The organism is Thalassovita taeanensis (assembly GCF_900110775.1).
In the GTDB taxonomy this organism is placed as follows: Bacteria; Pseudomonadota; Alphaproteobacteria; order Rhodobacterales; family Rhodobacteraceae; genus Litorimicrobium; species Litorimicrobium taeanense.
Genome location: NZ_FOEP01000008.1, coordinates 132,419 through 147,564 on the forward strand (window position 1 = coordinate 132,419; position 15,146 = coordinate 147,564).

Consider the following 15,146-nt stretch of genomic DNA (forward strand, 5'->3'; position numbering starts at 1 on the left):
CCCTTGACCGCCCAGTTATCAGAATGACCAGTACTCAAACTTCAGAAGGATTTTCCGGATGACCGACATATCATCTTCCAACGATGCGGGTGCCGCCGACATCGAAAGCGCAGGCAACTGGCCCCGGTGGTTGACGCGCAGACGACTGCTGTTCGTCGGTGCGGCAACCGTTATGGGCGGCGGCATGGCGCTGAACTGGGGATGGCTCACCGCGATCGGTCTCGCGCCTGTCTTGGTTTCGCTGGCACCCTGTGCCGCGATGTGCGGGCTTGGTCTGTGCATGAAGGGCGGGTCCGGCGGGAAATGCGACGATGCGGGTGGTGGCAAGCCCGATCAATCCGAAAGGTGATGCAGTTGATTGTCTATCTGACCCGGCGCGCCGCCTTGGCGACATTTGCGGCCACGATCGCCTTTCCGGCCTCCGCCGATCATCCGGGTGAAAATCTGGATGCCCGGATGTTCGAGATGGAGCCATACTTCCAGGCCATCGACGCGGCACAGGCCCCGGATTTCGAGTTGCAGAATGCGGAGGGCAATCCTGTGCGCTTGGCGGATTTCAGCGAAAGGGTCGTCATCCTGCATTTCATCTACGCCAACTGCCCGGATATCTGCCCGCTCCATGCGGAAAAGATCGCGGCGGTCCAGGCTTCGATCAACGACGGGCCGATGAGGGATCTGGTGCAATTCATCTCGATCACAACCGATCCCGTGAATGACACGCCGGACGTTCTGCGCGACTACGCGGACCGGCATGGGCTCGATCCGAGCAACTGGGTCATTCTGACCAAACGGCCCGATCAGAGCGACGACGCGACGCGCCTTGTGGCGCGGGACTATGGGCTCGAGTTCACCACGACCGCCGACAGCGACATGATGATGCACGGTGCGGTCACCCATGTCGTGGATATCGGCGGGCGGTTCGCCGCAAAGTTCCATGGCATGGATTTCAAGAATGTGAACCTGATCCTCTATGTCAGCGAGTTGATCAACAATGCCCAGCATCGACGCCGGGAACGCAGTTGGTGGGACCGGGTGACAGGGGTGTTTCAATGAGTGTCACCGCGACTGGCGTCATGCCATCTTCGGCGGATGGAATATCCCTGACAGCGCTACGTCGGTATTTTTCGGTAATCATCCCGGCCAATCTGATCTGGGAGTTCGCCCATATGCCGCTCTACACGATCTGGAACGAGGGCACCTGGGGTGAGATCGTCTTCGCCGCGGTTCATTGCACGGGTGGCGACATCCTGATTGCCATGAGCGCGCTGGTGCTTGCCTTGATGCTGACCGGCCGTGGCTGGCCCTTCGTGGCTCCGACGCGACGCTCGGTAACCGTCCTGACGGTGGTGTTCGGGTTGGGATATACGCTGTTCAGCGAATGGCTCAACATCGTGATCCGCACGGCTTGGGCCTATTCGGACCTGATGCCGATCATTCCGGTCCTCGATGCAGGGCTGTCGCCCGTGCTGCAATGGATCGTAATCCCGCTGATTGCCTTCTGGTGGGCGGCGCGACCCTTCAGCGCCGAGCATAAAGCATGATGGATATTTCCGGCATCGGCATCTTCGCGGCCTTTCTGGCGGGGGCCATTTCCTTCCTGTCACCCTGCGTCCTGCCACTGGTTCCGGGCTATGTTTCCTACATCGCAGGCCAGCCGGATTTGCGCACGACGCGATCGGTCGGCCTGCGGGCACGCGCCGGGGCACTTGGCCTAAGCACCTGCTTCGTTCTGGGGTTCTCCACGGTCTTTGTCGCGTTGGGGGCCGGGGCCAGCGCGCTCGGGTCGTTGCTGCTGACTTGGCGCACTGAGCTCAACTATCTGGGCGGGGCGATCATCATCCTGTTCGGACTGGTCATGCTGGGTGCCTTCCGTCTGGAAGCGTTCTCGCGTGACACCCGCTTCACACTCGACATTCCGGGGGGTCGCCCGCTTGGAGCCTACGTCCTGGGCTTGGCCTTCGCCTTTGGATGGACGCCCTGCATCGGGCCGATCCTCGGCGCAATCCTGACGCTCAGTTCGACATCCGGCGGTATGTCGGACGGCATCTGGCTGTTGTCGATCTATTCCGCAGGGCTGGGCGTGCCGTTCCTGCTGGCCGCGCTGTTCACCGACGCCATCGCCGCACGGGTCAGACAGATCGGCAAAGCCGGTCGCTGGCTCTACAAGGCCGCGGGCGTCGCCATGATCATCATGGGCGTTGCCATCATGACCGGCCAATTGTCCCGGTTTGCCTACTGGCTTCTGGGAACCTTCCCATTCTTGGCCTCAATCGGTTAGTCTTCCTCGGCATTCCTGATGTGAAGCCAGATCAGTGCTGACCCGATGACAAGAAAGATCAGGTTGAGGAAGAACGTGTAATCGATGCTGAACCGGACCATTTCCTGAAGCGAAGGCCGCTCGGTCGGGATCATCCCTACGAGAGCGAACAGGTAATGCACCGTAATTCCCGCAGCGACCATGCACAGGTACAGCAAGCCTGAAAGATAGAGCGCATACTGCCAGCCGTAATATTTTGCGTGCACCCATATCACCGTGGCAGCAACAAGATCGGCTCCGAGAAAGGCGATCACGCCTCCGAACGACGCATCACGCGACCAGAGCATCGCAGCCAGGGGGACATTGCCCATCGACCCGATGAAGGTGAAGAAGGCCACGACCGGTGCCACCAGCGCGTTTTCAAGAACGATCAGGAAGCCCGGCGCGTCCTGCGCACCGCCATCTCCGACCAGAAAGATCGCGTTCCAGAAGCTCTGCGGCACAAAGACGGAAATGAAACCCGCGACCGTGAAGCCGAAGAGGATCTCCTTCCAGACCATCTTCCATTCCATGAAGAAAGCGCGGGCGATCCGGTCCCATCCTTCGCGGGACAGCAGTTTGTCGCGGAACGAACCCTTCATGGTCTGGTCCCTGTCCATACCTTCGTCGGACTGGGCCTTCTCCGCATGCTCTTTTGCGCTTTCGACAAACGACCTTGGAAGCCATATCAGGGTGAGGGCATAGGCGTAGATCGTCATCAGGATGCCAAGCATGAAATTTGCCACCATGAATTTCCAGCCCAGCAGGACCAGAAGGACGATTCCAAGCTCGATCACCAGATTTGTCGATGAAATCAGGAAGGCGATCGAATTGACCGGATGCGCACCCTTCACGAGGATCGAACGCGACGCGGCAAGAGCCGCGAAGGAACAGGACGATGACACAAACCCAAAGAAGCCGGCAATGCCTGCCTTCCTGGCACCACGGTCGCCAAGAACACGCGCCATCTGATCCCGTGTCACGAAAATCTGGATGCCTGCGGAGATGATATACCCGAAGATGAGCGCCCAGAGCGCCTTCCAGAGCATGCCCGCCCCGGTCGTGAATGCTTCGATTATCTGGTCCATTCAGCTTGACCCTTTTTCGCAGTGCTGTCCGACTTGCGCATCTATCGGGAGAACGAGTCCGAGGGATATGAAAACGGCACCCGCCTTTCAGCCGATCAGATAGACCCTGATAGGCATCCAAATCCCCATGACCATCATCATCAGATTTTCCGTGAGCGAGACAAAGCCAAGCGGCACATTGCTGTCACCACCGACGCAGGCGCATTTCAATTCACGCTTGTCGATATAGACCGCCTTGAAAACCGATACTGCGCCAACAGTGCCGATGAACAAGGCCACCGGTGCCGAAAGCCAGGTCAGCGCCCCAGCGACCATGAGGATACCTGCGAAAGCCTCTCCGAACGGATAGATTTTGCCATATCGTACCCACCGACGCGCCAGCAGGTCGTAGTTCAGGAACATGGTCGAAAAGCTTTCGACATCCTGAAGTTTTTGTACGGCCAGAAAGCACATCGAGATCGAGATGAACCATTCCAGGGCGCGGGGGGTGAAAATGTTCTCGAAGCTGTACCACGACAAACCGAGCGCCATCAGGAACGCGACGGCAAAGATCGTGATCACGGGCTGGTAGGACGTGTCCGAGCGTTCGTCTTCCGGCGCATCGATGCCGAAATGGACCCGAAGGTCGTCATATCCACCGATCCGCTCGTCCCCGATCCAGGTTTGCGGGCTGGTTTCGACGCCGTGCTCTTCCATGAACGCGTCGGTTTCCTCACGCGTGGTCAGATGGTGGTCCTCAACCTCATACCCTTGCCTCTCCAGCAAGTCTTTGGACTTCAGACCGTAGGGGCAAAGGTGGCCCGGCATGACCATGCGGTACAGCGTCGCCGACTGCGCTTGGGTGCTTGACTGGTGCTTCATGTCATGCCCCGCAACTGTAGAATCCCCGGAATCCGGCGGTCAGACCGGCATCGAGCTCGATCGTCAGAGTCGCATCGACCGGTTCGGTACCTGCGGTTTCGAGCGCAGCACCGTCTTGGGGAACGCCAAGGCGGATCGACAGGCCTTCTGTGCCCAATTCGCCGGCTGCATTCTGTTCGACCCGGACGAGATCGCCGCTCAGCTTGACGAGCCCGACGGCTGCGCCATCGATCTCACCCAATGCCAGTGAGGCCGGACTGCCGGTTGTATAGTTGAATGTGCACACCGCGCCATTCGGCAGAAGCTGCGCGATATCCTCTTTCGTCAGGAAGCCGGGGTCGAGCACTGCGACGTTTGCTGTTGACAGGGCTTGATCCAAGCTCACGATACGGGGGCTCTCGAGACTTGCAGTCTCGGATGTGTCGCCGGATGCATCGATATCGTTGATCAGATAGCGCATTTCCGCGATTTCCTTGTCTTGCGCATAGATGATCTCGTCCGCGAGCTTGCGCACGCGCGGATCCGAGATATCGGCGCGGCTCGATGTCATGATCGCGATCGAATGGTGTGGGATCATCGCGCGCATGTAGCTGGTGTCGCCCACCGTGACCTGGCTTCGTACGAGCCAGAGCGAGGCGGCGAACACGACGACGGCACCGCTGAAAATAGCGGCATTTACGGTCTTGCTCGAATACATTGAAAGCATGAAGGCCAACATGATGATCGCCATCGTCGCGCCCATCAACAGCGCCATATAGGCTCGGGTTTCGGACCAGAAAACATGGGTCAGAAGATAGGTGTTGAGATACATCAGCCCGAACATCACGACCGTCGAGGTCGCGATCATGGCGGCAAATCTCCAATATGACATGACGTGCTCCTTTCGCTTGTTCCATCCCCGTTCAGAACATCAACAACCTTCCAGCGATGGAGGGTTCCAACTCTTTTCGGGTGAGGTTTTGTGGCGCTCCTAATCCATCTTTCTCGTGACCACGAGGAAGATTGTAGAGGCCGAGCAGCTGATGAGGAGAAAGCCATTCAGGGCCTCGATGCCGGCAAGAAAGCGCAAATGACCCGTGGGATAAATATCGCCAAGCCCCAGCGAGGAGTAATTGACGACGGAAAAGTAGAAAACATCCATGAATGAATCGACGTTATCTTGAGCGAAACCGCCAATACCTAAGAACTCGCCGAAACTGAAACCCAGTGCGTAGAGCCCGGCTTCACCTATGTGGGCGGTCGCGAGTGTATAGAGGGCAAATAAGAGGCGGCTTGATTGTGTGAATGGAGTGCGTTTGGTGGCCGTCATGACGAAACTCATCGCACGGACATGCACAAGTCCGCTCAAACCGAAGAGCACAATCGCAAAGAGGATCGCCCAAGCCAAACGCTCGCACCCTACAACGCAGTATTCTTGAGTTGCTCTTCGCCGCGGTGTTTCGTTGCCAAATCGGCGAGGATTGGGCAATCCGGGCGGTGATCCCCGGCACAGGCGTCCACTAGATGTGCTAGCGTCGCGCGCATTTCCTTCAGCTCCGCAATCTTGTCGTCGATCCGTTCAAGATGCTGCTCGGCGATATCCTTGACTTCGGCGCTGGCGCGTTTTTCGTCCTCGTACAGAGCAATAAGGTTGCGGCAGTCTTCAATGCTGAAGCCGAGCGCCCGGGAACGGCCGAGAAACGCGAGCTTGTGCGCATCGCTTTCACGGAATGTGCGATAGCCGTTCGTGCTGCGAAGAGGCTTCACAAGCCCGACATCCTCGTAGTATCGGATCGTCTTGGCTGGGAGGCCAGAAAGGGCGGCGACATCTCCAATATTCATGATCAGGTTCTCCTTATTCAGCGGCGACAGGGTTAGGGGATAGCAAAGTGGCCTCTTCACCACCGCGCGCTCTGGCTTCTTCCATGATGGGATGGACCCTGCGTAGCCGAAGGGCGTTGGTCAGCACGAAGACCGAACTCAGTGCCATGGCTCCGGCAGCCAGGACTGGCGAGAGCAACAAGCCGAACGTGGGGTAGAGCACACCCGCAGCCACCGGGATCAGCGCGACGTTGTAGCCGAACGCCCAGAACAGGTTCTGACGGATGTTGCGCATCGTGCGGCCTGATACTTCAAAGGCGTTGACCACGCCGCGCAGATCGCCCGACATCAGCACCACATCGGCGGATTCGATGGCCACATCGGTTCCCGTGCCGATGGCGATACCGACATCCGCATGTGCCAGCGCGGGGGCGTCGTTAATGCCGTCGCCGACGAAGGCGATCCGTCGGCCCCCTTGGCGAAGCTCGTTTAGTGCGGCCACCTTTCCATCGGGCAGAACGCCGGCGATCACGTGGTCGATGCCGGTTTCGCGTGCGATGGCATCGGCTGTCTCGCGCTTGTCGCCGGTGATCATAGCGACCTCCAGCCCGAGGCGGTGCAGCGCGCCAATGGCGGCCGCGCTGGCGGGTTTGACCGGATCGGACACGCCGATGACCGCTGCAACCCTGCCATCCACCGCGGCAAACAATGCCGTGCGGCCCAGCACGGCCAAGCGGCCCTCCGCCTCGGCCAGCGACCCGATGCTCAGTCCTTCGCGGACCATCAGGCGATCTGCACCGACAAGCACCTCGTGGCCGGCAACCTTGGCCCGAACGCCGTAGCCCGTGATGGATTCGAAGCTCTCGACGTCGTGACGTGCCGCGTTCTCGGCCTGGGCCGCGCGCACGATGGCTTCGGCGATGGGATGCTCGGACTGCGTCTCGACCGCCGCCACCAGTGCCAGGATGTCGGCCCGGTCGACCCCGTCGGCCAGGACCATATCGGTCAGTTCGGGGCGCCCTTGGGTGACGGTGCCGGTTTTGTCGAGCGCGATAACATTCACCGACGTCAGTTGTTGCAGCGCGTCGCCCTTGCGGAAAAGCACGCCCATCTCGGCTGCGCGCCCAGTACCGACCATGATCGAGGTCGGCGTGGCCAGTCCCATGGCGCAGGGGCAGGCTATGATGAGGACCGAGACCCCGGCCACAAGCGCGTAGGACAGGGTGGGCGAGGGGCCGAACAGCAGCCAGATCAGAACGGTCAACGCGGCCAGTGCCATGACCGCCGGCACGAACCACAGCGTGATCCGGTCCACCAGGCCCTGGATCGGCAACTTGGCGCCCTGCGCCTGCTCCACCATGCGAATGATTTGCGCGAGCGTCGTGTCGGCGCCGACACGTGTGGCGCGGAACTGGAAGCTGCCGGTGCCGTTGACGGTGCCGCCGGTGACCGGATCACCCTCGGACTTGGAGACGGGAACCGGCTCTCCGGTGATCATGCTCTCGTCGACATGGGCGCTGCCTTGCGTGACCTCCCCATCCACCGCAATGCGTTCGCCGGGACGCACAACGAGGATATCGCCGGTGCCGATCCGTTCGATGGCGACGTCCTGCGGCTCCCCGTCCACCAGAACTCGCGCGGTGCGGGCCTGAAGGCCAAGAAGCTTCTGGATCGCGGCACCGGTGCGGCCCTTGGCGCGCGCCTCCATCCAGCGGCCCAGAAGGATCAGCACGACGATGACTGCCGCTGCCTCGAAGTAAACGGCACGGGACGCCACGGGCAGCAGCGCAGGCGCAAAGAGCGCGGTAAGAGAATAGAGATAGGCTGCGCCGGTGCCAACGGCGACGAGGCTGTTCATGTCGGGCGCGCCCTTCAGAAGCGCGGGGAAGCCCTTGGCGTAAAAGTGGCGTCCGGGCCAGAACAGCACAACTGTCGTCAGTACGAACTGGATCATCCAACTTGTCTGGTGACCGATGGTGCGGCCGATCATCTCGTGCATCCCCGGCACTAGGTGTGCACCCATCTCGAGCAGGAAAACCGGCAGCGCCAATGTCGCCGCGAATGCGGTCTTACGGGCCAGATCGCGCGCTTCGCCTGCCTTGCGGGCGCTGTGCTCCTCGGGCAAGACACTGTCCGCCGGTTCAGCAGGGTAGCCGGCGTCTGTGGCAGCTTTCATTAGATCGGAGATCTTCATCGCGCCCTCGACATAGGTCACGGTTGCGGTCTCGGAGGCGAGATTGACGTTGACCTCCAGAACGCCAGGCACTGCCGCCAGCGCCTTATCGACACGGCCGACGCAGGACGCGCAGGACATGGACGAGACGTTCAGGCGAATAGTCTGCGTCCGGACGGGATAGCCGGCCCGATCCAGCGCGTCGATCAGCTCCGGTATCCGGGTTTCCGAGTCGATTCGGACCTGCGCAGTTTCGGCCGCAAGGTTCACATTGACCTCTTCGACCCCGGGCAGCGCCGAGAGCGCGCGCTCGACCAGACCGACACATGATGCGCAGGACATGTTCTGGACAGAGACCCGCAGGTCTTGTGTGATTGGCATGAGCGTCTCCTTCGTCTCTGGGTAAGATATCTAGGGCTTCCACCAACTGGAAGGTCAAGCTTTTCAGAATATTTTTTTGCCCTTGACCTTCCTCCGCTGGAAGCGCCCACCTGAAGATAAGAGAGAAGGAGACGTATATGAGCAGCTTCACAGTTCCGGGAATGAGTTGCGGGCATTGCACCGCAACAATTGACAAGGCGATTAGGTCTATTGACCCAACTGCGACCGTTTCGTGCGACTTGAGCACGCATACCGTTTCGGTCGAGAGTTTTCTCAGCGTCAGGGCGGTGTCGGAAGCGATCCAAAACGCAGGATACGATGTGTCGGCGCCAGCCGCGACCTGAATAACCCTTGGGACTGCAATTACTGGTGCAAAACTTGCCGGATCACGTACCCAGCGTCCTGTCGTGCCAAGTCGATTAAGCGCACTCGACCAAATGGATGCGTCCGTGGATGGGCGGTAACTCGATTGCGCCACACCTTCGCTCGACAACCAGTCCAACTTTTCCTCGACCCAAAGATATTCAGCGCCTTTCTCGGACGCGGTTCAGTTGCCTTCCTGCTGTCGCTGGTCAGCACTTCGTTCGGCTTGAATAGCGCGCTGACGCTCCGGCCACGTTGATTGGATGTAAGCGATGATGTTCCAGATTTCGGCGTCCGACAGCTGGTCGCCGAACCCGGGCATGCCGCTTTCGAACTCGACCCCTTGGAGGGCAAGAGCGGCCTTGCCGCCCAGCTTGGTGTAGTCAAACAGCACGCCATCGGGATGATGCCAGGTATGACCGGTTTCGTCATGCGGCGGTGCAGGCAGGACGCCATCTGGTCCGGCCGACCGCCAATCCGGCTGTCCTTCCAAATCGGCGCCATGGCAGGCCGCGCAATATTCTCTGTAAAGATCTTCACCCTGTGCAATGTCGGCGGCTTCCGGCGTAGATTCGGTCTGCACACCGGCCGTGCTCATGAGCCAGGCTGCGGCTCCGCCACCGCCCAGAAAAATCACCGACAGCATCAGGTATCTTCGCATCACGTCACTCGCATCCATGTCATCATGCCGGCGGCCGCGTGGCTGAGCATGTGGCAGTGAAACAGCCAGTCGCCTGGATTATCGGCGACAAAGACAACGGTCCGCGTTTCCCCTCGGAACATCGTTATCGTATCCCGGAGCGGCCCCAATGTGCCATCCTCGCCGATTTCGCGGAAATGCATCCCGTGCAAGTGCATCGCGTGCGGGAAGGACGTGTCGTTGCTAATCTCAAGCTTGACGGTCTGCCCGAGAGCGAGACCGGCATGCGGTGCATCGGGCATTCCGACGGTGCCGTTTAAGGCCCAGTATTCGTTTTCGTCGACCAGATCGCGGAAGGATTTCCGTTCACCGTTCAAGACCGCCGATTGCATCCGGCCCATCGCACCGCCCTCCATGTTAAGGCGAACGGGAACCGCATTGTCTAGGCCCGGAACATCCATATTCGCATTCCTCGGCAGGGCAGGGGGGTCATCCCGGCGTACGGCGGACGCCCGACCGGTCACGGTAAGGGCAACCTGTGACATACCTTCCCCATTGTCGAGGCGCACCAGATGGGCCGTTTCACCGGAGTCGGCAGTCACGTCGACGATCAGATCGGCGCGCTGGCCGGGGCCGAGAATGAGGGGTTCGCCGAGCCTCTGGGGTTGCGCCAGTGGCATCCCGTCCAACGCGATGGTCCAGCCTTCCATTCCGGCGATATCAACGACGAAGATCCGCGCGTTGGCCGCATTGATCAGACGCAGTCGAAGCCGTTCATTCTGACGCACATCGATCGCAAGACCGTACTGTCCGTTCGTCGCAACGAAATTTCCCATGCGGCCTGCGTGGCTGCGGGAATGCGCAGAGGTGAAGTCGGGATTGATCTGTGCGGTTTCGGGATCGAGAAGCCAATCGTCCAGGATCAGAACCTCCTCGCGATCCACTTCCGGAGCTTCCGCTTCCTCAACAATCAGCGCGCCGTAAAGCCCTCGGGCGACCTGTTCGATGGACCTCGCATGGGCGTGATACCAATAGGTTCCGGCATCAGGTACAACGAAGTCGTAATCGAAACTCTCGCCCGGTTCGACGGCGGCTTGGGTCAGCCCGGCGACGCCGTCCATCGCGTTGTCGATCCGGATTCCGTGCCAGTGGACCGAGCTTGCCTGTGGCAGCGCGTTCAGTAACTTTCGCTGAACGCGGGCACCCTGCGCGATCCGCAACTCCGGGCCGGGCATCATGCCGTCATAGCCCCATATTTCTGTCTTTGGATAAGGCGGCGGCGCGAGCTGGACCGCGCTCACCTGAGCTTTGAATTCGTCAAATTGAGGCGTCAAGGCGCGCCCCGCTCTGGGCAATTGAAGGACAGCGGCCGCCGAAGCGCTACGCAAAAGGAAATCCCGTCGTATCATGTTCTCTCCTAGCCTTAAATAGTATGGAGCTCTGGCGCGCCCCGTCGCATTGATCGTAGTTCGGCTGCAACACCCGTAAGGTGATCGTCTCTGCTGCTTTCAGCAACCTGATAGCCAGAAGATTGACCGACACCGCAGGCAAGCCGCAAATAGGGAGGAACCGAGTTTCGGTTTACACGACCGCGCCGAATTCCACCGAACACGTCGCCCTGCCGAGTCAAGCTGCCGAGCAAATCATAGTTCAGGTCTGCGACGGTCCAGCCGCGCACGGCAAGAAGCTCTGGAAGAGTCGCGGTCGGTGGCGATTGGTCAACTTCCCCGTAAAAAAATTTCACCCTTCAATCTGTTAGAAAATGCCATTCGCTTCTTGGAGTTCCCGGACGAATTGCGTGATCATCTTGACGTCAGCGTCTGTCAGTCCCTTGACCGGCGGCATATTCCCGAAATTCCAGTGATGCGACCGGACACCGTTCCTGGCCGCTAGAACGAAAGCCATGTCCGAATGATGTGAAGGCTCATAGATCTTGTGCACAAGTGGCGGCGCAACACCATTCTGACCTGCTGCGTTGGTGCCATGGCATTCGGCACATTTCGCCTCGAATGCGCGTTTTCCGATCTGTGCATTCGCTGACAGGTCCGTCGGCACCGAAACCTCCACGATGGGTGCCCCTCGGGCCACGCCGCTTGTGTCCGGTGGCACCATCGAGTGACCGGCCGCCTGTTGACCAGATGGGGAGGTGTTCCAATAAATCGCCAAGCCGCCGACCAACAGAAAGGCCACAACGGCCAGAAGTGCCTTGTTCATTATCTACGGTCCCTCGCAGCCATCTGTCCACTTCAGATCAATTTGACCTGTGTTCCCACCGCCGTTCTGTCAAAGACTTCCTCGATATGTTCATTGTAGAGGCCAATACATCCGTTCGACGACTTGCGCCCGATCTTCCGAGTATCCTGCGTTCCGTGGATCCGGTAATACTGCCAAGACAGATAGAGCGCACGGGTGCCCAGCGGATTGGCGGGGTCTCCGCCTAGAATAAGTGCTGGCCATTCGGGGTTGCGCTCACGCATCGACGGCGTTGGCGCCCAGCTCGGGTTCTCCCTTTTTTCGACAACCTCGGTATAGCCCCGCTTTGTCAACTCATCGGTCAGGGGAACCGATGTCGGATAGATTCGCATTTCGCCATCGGCGGTCCAATGCTGCAACACTTTCGTGATCGTATCCGAAATGATGATACCTTTGTCCAGAGTCTCGAAATGGTCCCGCCACTCGTGCGTGCGGAAAGACGATAAGTTCCGACGCGTCGTTTCCGCTTCCTGCGCCCGGAGTAACGACGGCGCAGCCAACGCGATTACGCCGCCCGCCGCAGCCAGTACGAAACGACGTCTATGGATTACAAAGGGTGCCTGCTCTACCATGGCATTCTTGCTCCTGATTTCTTGCCTATCAGGTGTGCATAAACCGCCTTCCAGCACTGGAGGGTCAAGCGAGTTCGTCTGACATAACAGTGAATTTTGTATCAGTTCGTAGCATCGCAAAAAAGTGCGCGCGAACCCGGCTGTCACTAGCTGGTGATCCTCAAATATCTACCTTCGGGTTACTGACATCATGCGATTTGTTGCCGTGCCAAAATGACCTGAATGCGAGGCCTGTGAACACGAACGGCGCGCAATATGCATCCATGGAACATTGAAACCCTCATGGGCAGCACGGTTTGGAACACTGCGGTGTCGAATCCGAAGGCGAAAACAACCTGTCCGATTTCCCAATCATTCGGCCGTTCCCTAAGTGGACACAGCGTTCCATGGCGGGAAGGTCGATAGTTAATGATTCATAGTTCGGTGGGCATCAAAAGCATCAGCCTTGGCGTCACAATTCGAGTTTCGCCTTGCGGCGCTCGTACTCCTCTTCGTCAATTTCACCTTGGGCATAGCGTTCGCGAAGAATGTCTGCCGCGTCCGATTTGCCGCCAGAGCCAGACCCGGCCGAGAAGCCACGGACGGCCAACATGATCAGTGCGATGATCGCCCCCCAGAACAACAGCATCATCAAACCGCCAGCCATGCCGAATCCACCTCCCCACATCATGTGACCGAAACTGTCGCCCCAACTGTCCGCAGGATCAGCGAGCGCGGCTCCGGCGGACAATACTAGGGTTGACGGGGTTACAGCGGATATCATTTTTATCATGAGGTGTTCCTTTCTTGCTGATCAGGTTCTGTTTCGAGTGGTAAAGTGACGGTCACGAGAAGACCGCCTTCGGTGCGGTTCGTCAGCGCTACTTCGCCGCCATGGGCCCGCACAATCGTTCGCGCGATCGACAGGCCAAGACCGGTCCCACCGGTTTCGCGCGAGCGGGATTTTTCGAGCCGGAAAAACGGCTCGAACACTTGCTCGAGTTCGGCTTCGGGAACCCCAGGTCCGTTGTCGGAGACCCGTATCTGGACGTATTCGGCGTCATGTACGAAGGTGACCTCGGCCCCCCCGCCATAGCGCTGCGCGTTCTCGATGATGTTGCGCAGGGCGCGGCGCACCGATTGGGGGCGCAAGCGAACGCTTATGCTGTTGGCTGTATCAAGGGTGAAGCCGTCGATCATGTCGGCCTGCAACTGCTTCAGGTAGGCACCCAGATCCACCGTCTCGTAGACTTCGGAGCTGGCCATGCCCCGTGCAAAGGCAAGCGTTGCATCGACCATCTCCTGCATTTCCTCGATTGAGGCGACAAGACTGTCACGCGTTTCGTCCTCGTCCACCATCTCCGCCCGCACCCGCATGGCGGTCAGCGGAGAGCGCAGATCATGGCCCAATGCCGCAAGAAGTCTTGTCCTGTCCGCGACGAAACGCGTCAGTCTCGCCTGCATCCGATTGAAGGCCTGCGTGAGGCCGCGCACCTCGCTCGGACCGATCAGTGGCAACGGATCGACGGCTTCGCCTCGTCCAAGCTGGTCGGCTGCGCGAGAGACGCGCAGAAGCGGCCCGGTCAGACGGGTTAGAAGGAACCAGCAGGCCGAGACCAGAATGATCGCCGCCGTGATCCCGAAACTGACGATTGAAGCCCATGGCCACTGCAACGGCGGCCGTTCGAACCGTGTTCCGACATTCAGCCACTGCCCGTCCGCGAGGGCGATCGACAGTTGCATTTCGATCGCGGAAAGCTCGCCCCGCATCATCGCGAGATGCATTTCGGCCATCTCTGGCGCGAGATGTGGCATCGGCGGAATGCCTTGTTCGACCTCGTGCAATTCCACGCGGATTTCCCGATCGTTCGCGCCACCCAGAAGTCCGCGAACGCGCGCCTCCACGGCTCCACCATCGGCATGGCTCTCATGGTCTACGGCGGGAATGTCCGAAAGATCGAAGCGCACCAACGGAGAATTCGCCGCTCTCAGGATCGCCTGCTGCAAAGACTCCGGCGCCTCTTCGAGCAAGAGCGCGACGTTCGCGGCCCGGCCTGCCGCTTCGAAACCCAAGGCGGCGCGCACGGCGAGACCACGCTCGTCGACGAACAGCCACAGGCTGATCGTCTGTGCGACAGCAAGCGCCGCGACGATCAGCAGGACCAACTGCCCACGAAGATTATCGAAGGGGCGCGGCATCAGCTCAACTCGTGGACATCGGCAGCCAGGCAATAGCCGCCGCCGCGCACAGTCGTGACGATGCGCGGCCGCGACGGATCAAGCTCGATCTTCCGGCGCAGTCGGCTGATCTGATTGTCTATGGTCCGGTCAAATACTGACGCTGCGCGGCCTGCCGTCAGATCGAGCAACTGATCGCGGCTGAGGACAAAACGAGGACGTTCCAGCAGGACGGTCAAAAGCTTGAATTCCGCGCTGGTCAGATCGATTTGCTCACCGTCCTCGTTCGAAAGTACCCGACTGTCGGTGTCAATTATCCAATGGGCAAATGCGATACGTCGGCCCGAAAGTGTACCTGCATAGGGCTCAGCTTTAGTCGAACGGCGCAGGATGGCCTTGATCCGGGCGACCAGTTCACGCGGGTTGAAGGGTTTCGCTAGGTAGTCATCCGCGCCGATTTCAAGGCCAACAATCCGGTCGGTTTCCTCCCCGAGCGCGGTCAACATCAGGATCGGAACGGATCCACTTGCCGAAAGTCGGCGGCACACGGAAAGACCATCTT

Annotated in this window: 18 protein-coding genes; 5 read left to right on the forward strand and 13 right to left on the reverse strand. The window is 59.6% G+C overall.

Annotated features, from left to right (window positions below; all coding sequences use genetic code 11):
- Nucleotides 1-58 precede the first annotated feature (58 nt).
- Genes BSF79_RS12505 through BSF79_RS12520 form a run of 4 tightly spaced genes read left to right on the forward strand, consistent with a single transcriptional unit; the run spans nucleotide 59 to nucleotide 2,278 of the window.
- Nucleotides 59-349 (forward strand): hypothetical protein, encoded by a 291-nt coding sequence (locus BSF79_RS12505; RefSeq protein ID WP_007121402.1) that lies wholly within the window; start codon nucleotides 59-61, stop codon nucleotides 347-349.
- Nucleotides 349-1,053, forward strand: coding sequence for an SCO family protein (locus BSF79_RS12510; RefSeq protein ID WP_045685125.1), 705 nt, complete (start codon nucleotides 349-351; stop codon nucleotides 1,051-1,053). Before BSF79_RS12505 ends, BSF79_RS12510 begins: the two co-directional genes overlap by 1 nt.
- Nucleotides 1,050-1,541, forward strand: a complete 492-nt coding sequence (locus BSF79_RS12515) for a hypothetical protein (RefSeq protein ID WP_090270164.1) — start codon at nucleotides 1,050-1,052, stop codon at nucleotides 1,539-1,541. Before BSF79_RS12510 ends, BSF79_RS12515 begins: the two co-directional genes overlap by 4 nt.
- Nucleotides 1,538-2,278 carry a cytochrome c biogenesis CcdA family protein gene (locus BSF79_RS12520; protein ID WP_175545320.1) on the forward strand — a complete coding sequence of 247 codons (741 nt, stop codon included), beginning with the start codon at nucleotides 1,538-1,540 and terminating at the stop codon, nucleotides 2,276-2,278. Before BSF79_RS12515 ends, BSF79_RS12520 begins: the two co-directional genes overlap by 4 nt.
- Here the strand turns inward: BSF79_RS12520 and BSF79_RS12525 are convergent.
- The 6 genes from BSF79_RS12525 to BSF79_RS12550 all read right to left on the reverse strand — a co-directional run bounded on the left by BSF79_RS12525 (nucleotide 2,275) and on the right by BSF79_RS12550 (nucleotide 8,599).
- Complete coding sequence (locus BSF79_RS12525) at nucleotides 2,275-3,384, reverse strand: permease (protein ID WP_007121398.1); 1,110 nt, start codon at nucleotides 3,382-3,384, stop codon at nucleotides 2,275-2,277. The genes BSF79_RS12520 and BSF79_RS12525 overlap by 4 nt on opposite strands.
- An 87-nt stretch (nucleotides 3,385-3,471) precedes the next feature.
- The gene (locus BSF79_RS12530; protein WP_009820198.1) at nucleotides 3,472-4,245 is read right to left on the reverse strand and encodes a MauE/DoxX family redox-associated membrane protein; all 774 of its coding nucleotides are present in this window, start codon (nucleotides 4,243-4,245) and stop codon (nucleotides 3,472-3,474) included.
- A 1-nt stretch (nucleotide 4,246) separates the two neighbouring features.
- Entirely contained in the window at nucleotides 4,247-5,116 is an 870-nt protein-coding gene (locus BSF79_RS12535; RefSeq protein ID WP_009820197.1) for a DUF305 domain-containing protein, read from the reverse strand.
- Between the two features lie 99 nt (nucleotides 5,117-5,215).
- Complete coding sequence (locus tag BSF79_RS12540; RefSeq protein WP_009820196.1) at nucleotides 5,216-5,632, reverse strand: ion channel; 417 nt, start codon at nucleotides 5,630-5,632, stop codon at nucleotides 5,216-5,218.
- Nucleotides 5,633-5,643: 11 nt separating this feature from the next.
- Nucleotides 5,644-6,066 carry a Cu(I)-responsive transcriptional regulator gene (cueR, locus tag BSF79_RS12545; protein WP_009820195.1) on the reverse strand — a complete coding sequence of 141 codons (423 nt, stop codon included), beginning with the start codon at nucleotides 6,064-6,066 and terminating at the stop codon, nucleotides 5,644-5,646.
- A gap of 13 nt (nucleotides 6,067-6,079) precedes the next feature.
- A complete protein-coding gene (locus BSF79_RS12550) occupies nucleotides 6,080-8,599 on the reverse strand; it encodes a heavy metal translocating P-type ATPase (RefSeq protein ID WP_009820194.1) in 2,520 nt (839 codons plus the stop codon).
- A gap of 137 nt (nucleotides 8,600-8,736) precedes the next feature.
- Here BSF79_RS12550 and BSF79_RS12555 point away from each other — a divergent pair, with 137 nt between their 5' ends.
- Entirely contained in the window at nucleotides 8,737-8,943 is a 207-nt protein-coding gene (locus BSF79_RS12555; RefSeq protein ID WP_009820193.1) for a heavy-metal-associated domain-containing protein, read from the forward strand.
- A 203-nt stretch (nucleotides 8,944-9,146) separates the two neighbouring features.
- Here the strand turns inward: BSF79_RS12555 and BSF79_RS12560 are convergent, their stop codons facing one another.
- The 7 genes from BSF79_RS12560 to BSF79_RS12590 all read right to left on the reverse strand — a co-directional run.
- Nucleotides 9,147-9,608 carry a c-type cytochrome gene (locus tag BSF79_RS12560; protein WP_245776400.1) on the reverse strand — a complete coding sequence of 154 codons (462 nt, stop codon included), beginning with the start codon at nucleotides 9,606-9,608 and terminating at the stop codon, nucleotides 9,147-9,149.
- 14 nt (nucleotides 9,609-9,622) lie between these two features.
- The gene (locus BSF79_RS12565; protein ID WP_090270165.1) at nucleotides 9,623-11,011 is read right to left on the reverse strand and encodes a multicopper oxidase family protein; all 1,389 of its coding nucleotides are present in this window, start codon (nucleotides 11,009-11,011) and stop codon (nucleotides 9,623-9,625) included.
- 346 nt (nucleotides 11,012-11,357) lie between these two features.
- A complete protein-coding gene (locus BSF79_RS12570) occupies nucleotides 11,358-11,816 on the reverse strand; it encodes a c-type cytochrome (RefSeq protein ID WP_090270166.1) in 459 nt (152 codons plus the stop codon).
- 32 nt (nucleotides 11,817-11,848) lie between these two features.
- Nucleotides 11,849-12,427, reverse strand: a complete 579-nt coding sequence (locus BSF79_RS12575; RefSeq protein WP_090270167.1) for a L,D-transpeptidase — start codon at nucleotides 12,425-12,427, stop codon at nucleotides 11,849-11,851.
- Between the two features lie 451 nt (nucleotides 12,428-12,878).
- Nucleotides 12,879-13,199, reverse strand: a complete 321-nt coding sequence (locus tag BSF79_RS12580) for an SHOCT domain-containing protein (protein ID WP_090270168.1) — start codon at nucleotides 13,197-13,199, stop codon at nucleotides 12,879-12,881.
- The gene (locus BSF79_RS12585) at nucleotides 13,196-14,605 is read right to left on the reverse strand and encodes an ATP-binding protein (protein WP_090270169.1); all 1,410 of its coding nucleotides are present in this window, start codon (nucleotides 14,603-14,605) and stop codon (nucleotides 13,196-13,198) included. The genes BSF79_RS12580 and BSF79_RS12585 overlap by 4 nt, the downstream gene beginning before the upstream one ends.
- Nucleotides 14,605-15,146 (reverse strand): winged helix-turn-helix domain-containing protein (locus BSF79_RS12590; protein ID WP_090270181.1); only part of this gene is annotated, 542 nt, incomplete at its 5' end. The genes BSF79_RS12590 and BSF79_RS12585, both read right to left, overlap by 1 nt.

What these genes read in the sequence shown, in the direction of transcription:
- BSF79_RS12580 (WP_090270168.1), bottom strand. Translation starts at nt 13,199, where the DNA reads ATGATAAAAATGATATCCGCTGTAACCCCGTCAACCCTAGTATTGTCC.
- BSF79_RS12560 (WP_245776400.1), bottom strand. Translation starts at nt 9,608, where the DNA reads ATGCTGTCGGTGATTTTTCTGGGCGGTGGCGGAGCCGCAGCCTGGCTC.
- BSF79_RS12555 (WP_009820193.1), top strand. Translation starts at nt 8,737, where the DNA reads ATGAGCAGCTTCACAGTTCCGGGAATGAGTTGCGGGCATTGCACCGCA.
- BSF79_RS12565 (WP_090270165.1), bottom strand. Translation starts at nt 11,011, where the DNA reads ATGATACGACGGGATTTCCTTTTGCGTAGCGCTTCGGCGGCCGCTGTC.
- cueR (WP_009820195.1), bottom strand. Translation starts at nt 6,066, where the DNA reads ATGAATATTGGAGATGTCGCCGCCCTTTCTGGCCTCCCAGCCAAGACG.
- BSF79_RS12515 (WP_090270164.1), top strand. Translation starts at nt 1,050, where the DNA reads ATGAGTGTCACCGCGACTGGCGTCATGCCATCTTCGGCGGATGGAATA.
- BSF79_RS12530 (WP_009820198.1), bottom strand. Translation starts at nt 4,245, where the DNA reads ATGAAGCACCAGTCAAGCACCCAAGCGCAGTCGGCGACGCTGTACCGC.
- BSF79_RS12535 (WP_009820197.1), bottom strand. Translation starts at nt 5,116, where the DNA reads ATGTCATATTGGAGATTTGCCGCCATGATCGCGACCTCGACGGTCGTG.
- BSF79_RS12585 (WP_090270169.1), bottom strand. Translation starts at nt 14,605, where the DNA reads ATGCCGCGCCCCTTCGATAATCTTCGTGGGCAGTTGGTCCTGCTGATC.
- BSF79_RS12510 (WP_045685125.1), top strand. Translation starts at nt 349, where the DNA reads ATGCAGTTGATTGTCTATCTGACCCGGCGCGCCGCCTTGGCGACATTT.
- BSF79_RS12505 (WP_007121402.1), top strand. Translation starts at nt 59, where the DNA reads ATGACCGACATATCATCTTCCAACGATGCGGGTGCCGCCGACATCGAA.
- BSF79_RS12575 (WP_090270167.1), bottom strand. Translation starts at nt 12,427, where the DNA reads ATGGTAGAGCAGGCACCCTTTGTAATCCATAGACGTCGTTTCGTACTG.
- BSF79_RS12525 (WP_007121398.1), bottom strand. Translation starts at nt 3,384, where the DNA reads ATGGACCAGATAATCGAAGCATTCACGACCGGGGCGGGCATGCTCTGG.
- BSF79_RS12550 (WP_009820194.1), bottom strand. Translation starts at nt 8,599, where the DNA reads ATGCCAATCACACAAGACCTGCGGGTCTCTGTCCAGAACATGTCCTGC.
- BSF79_RS12570 (WP_090270166.1), bottom strand. Translation starts at nt 11,816, where the DNA reads ATGAACAAGGCACTTCTGGCCGTTGTGGCCTTTCTGTTGGTCGGCGGC.
- BSF79_RS12520 (WP_175545320.1), top strand. Translation starts at nt 1,538, where the DNA reads ATGATGGATATTTCCGGCATCGGCATCTTCGCGGCCTTTCTGGCGGGG.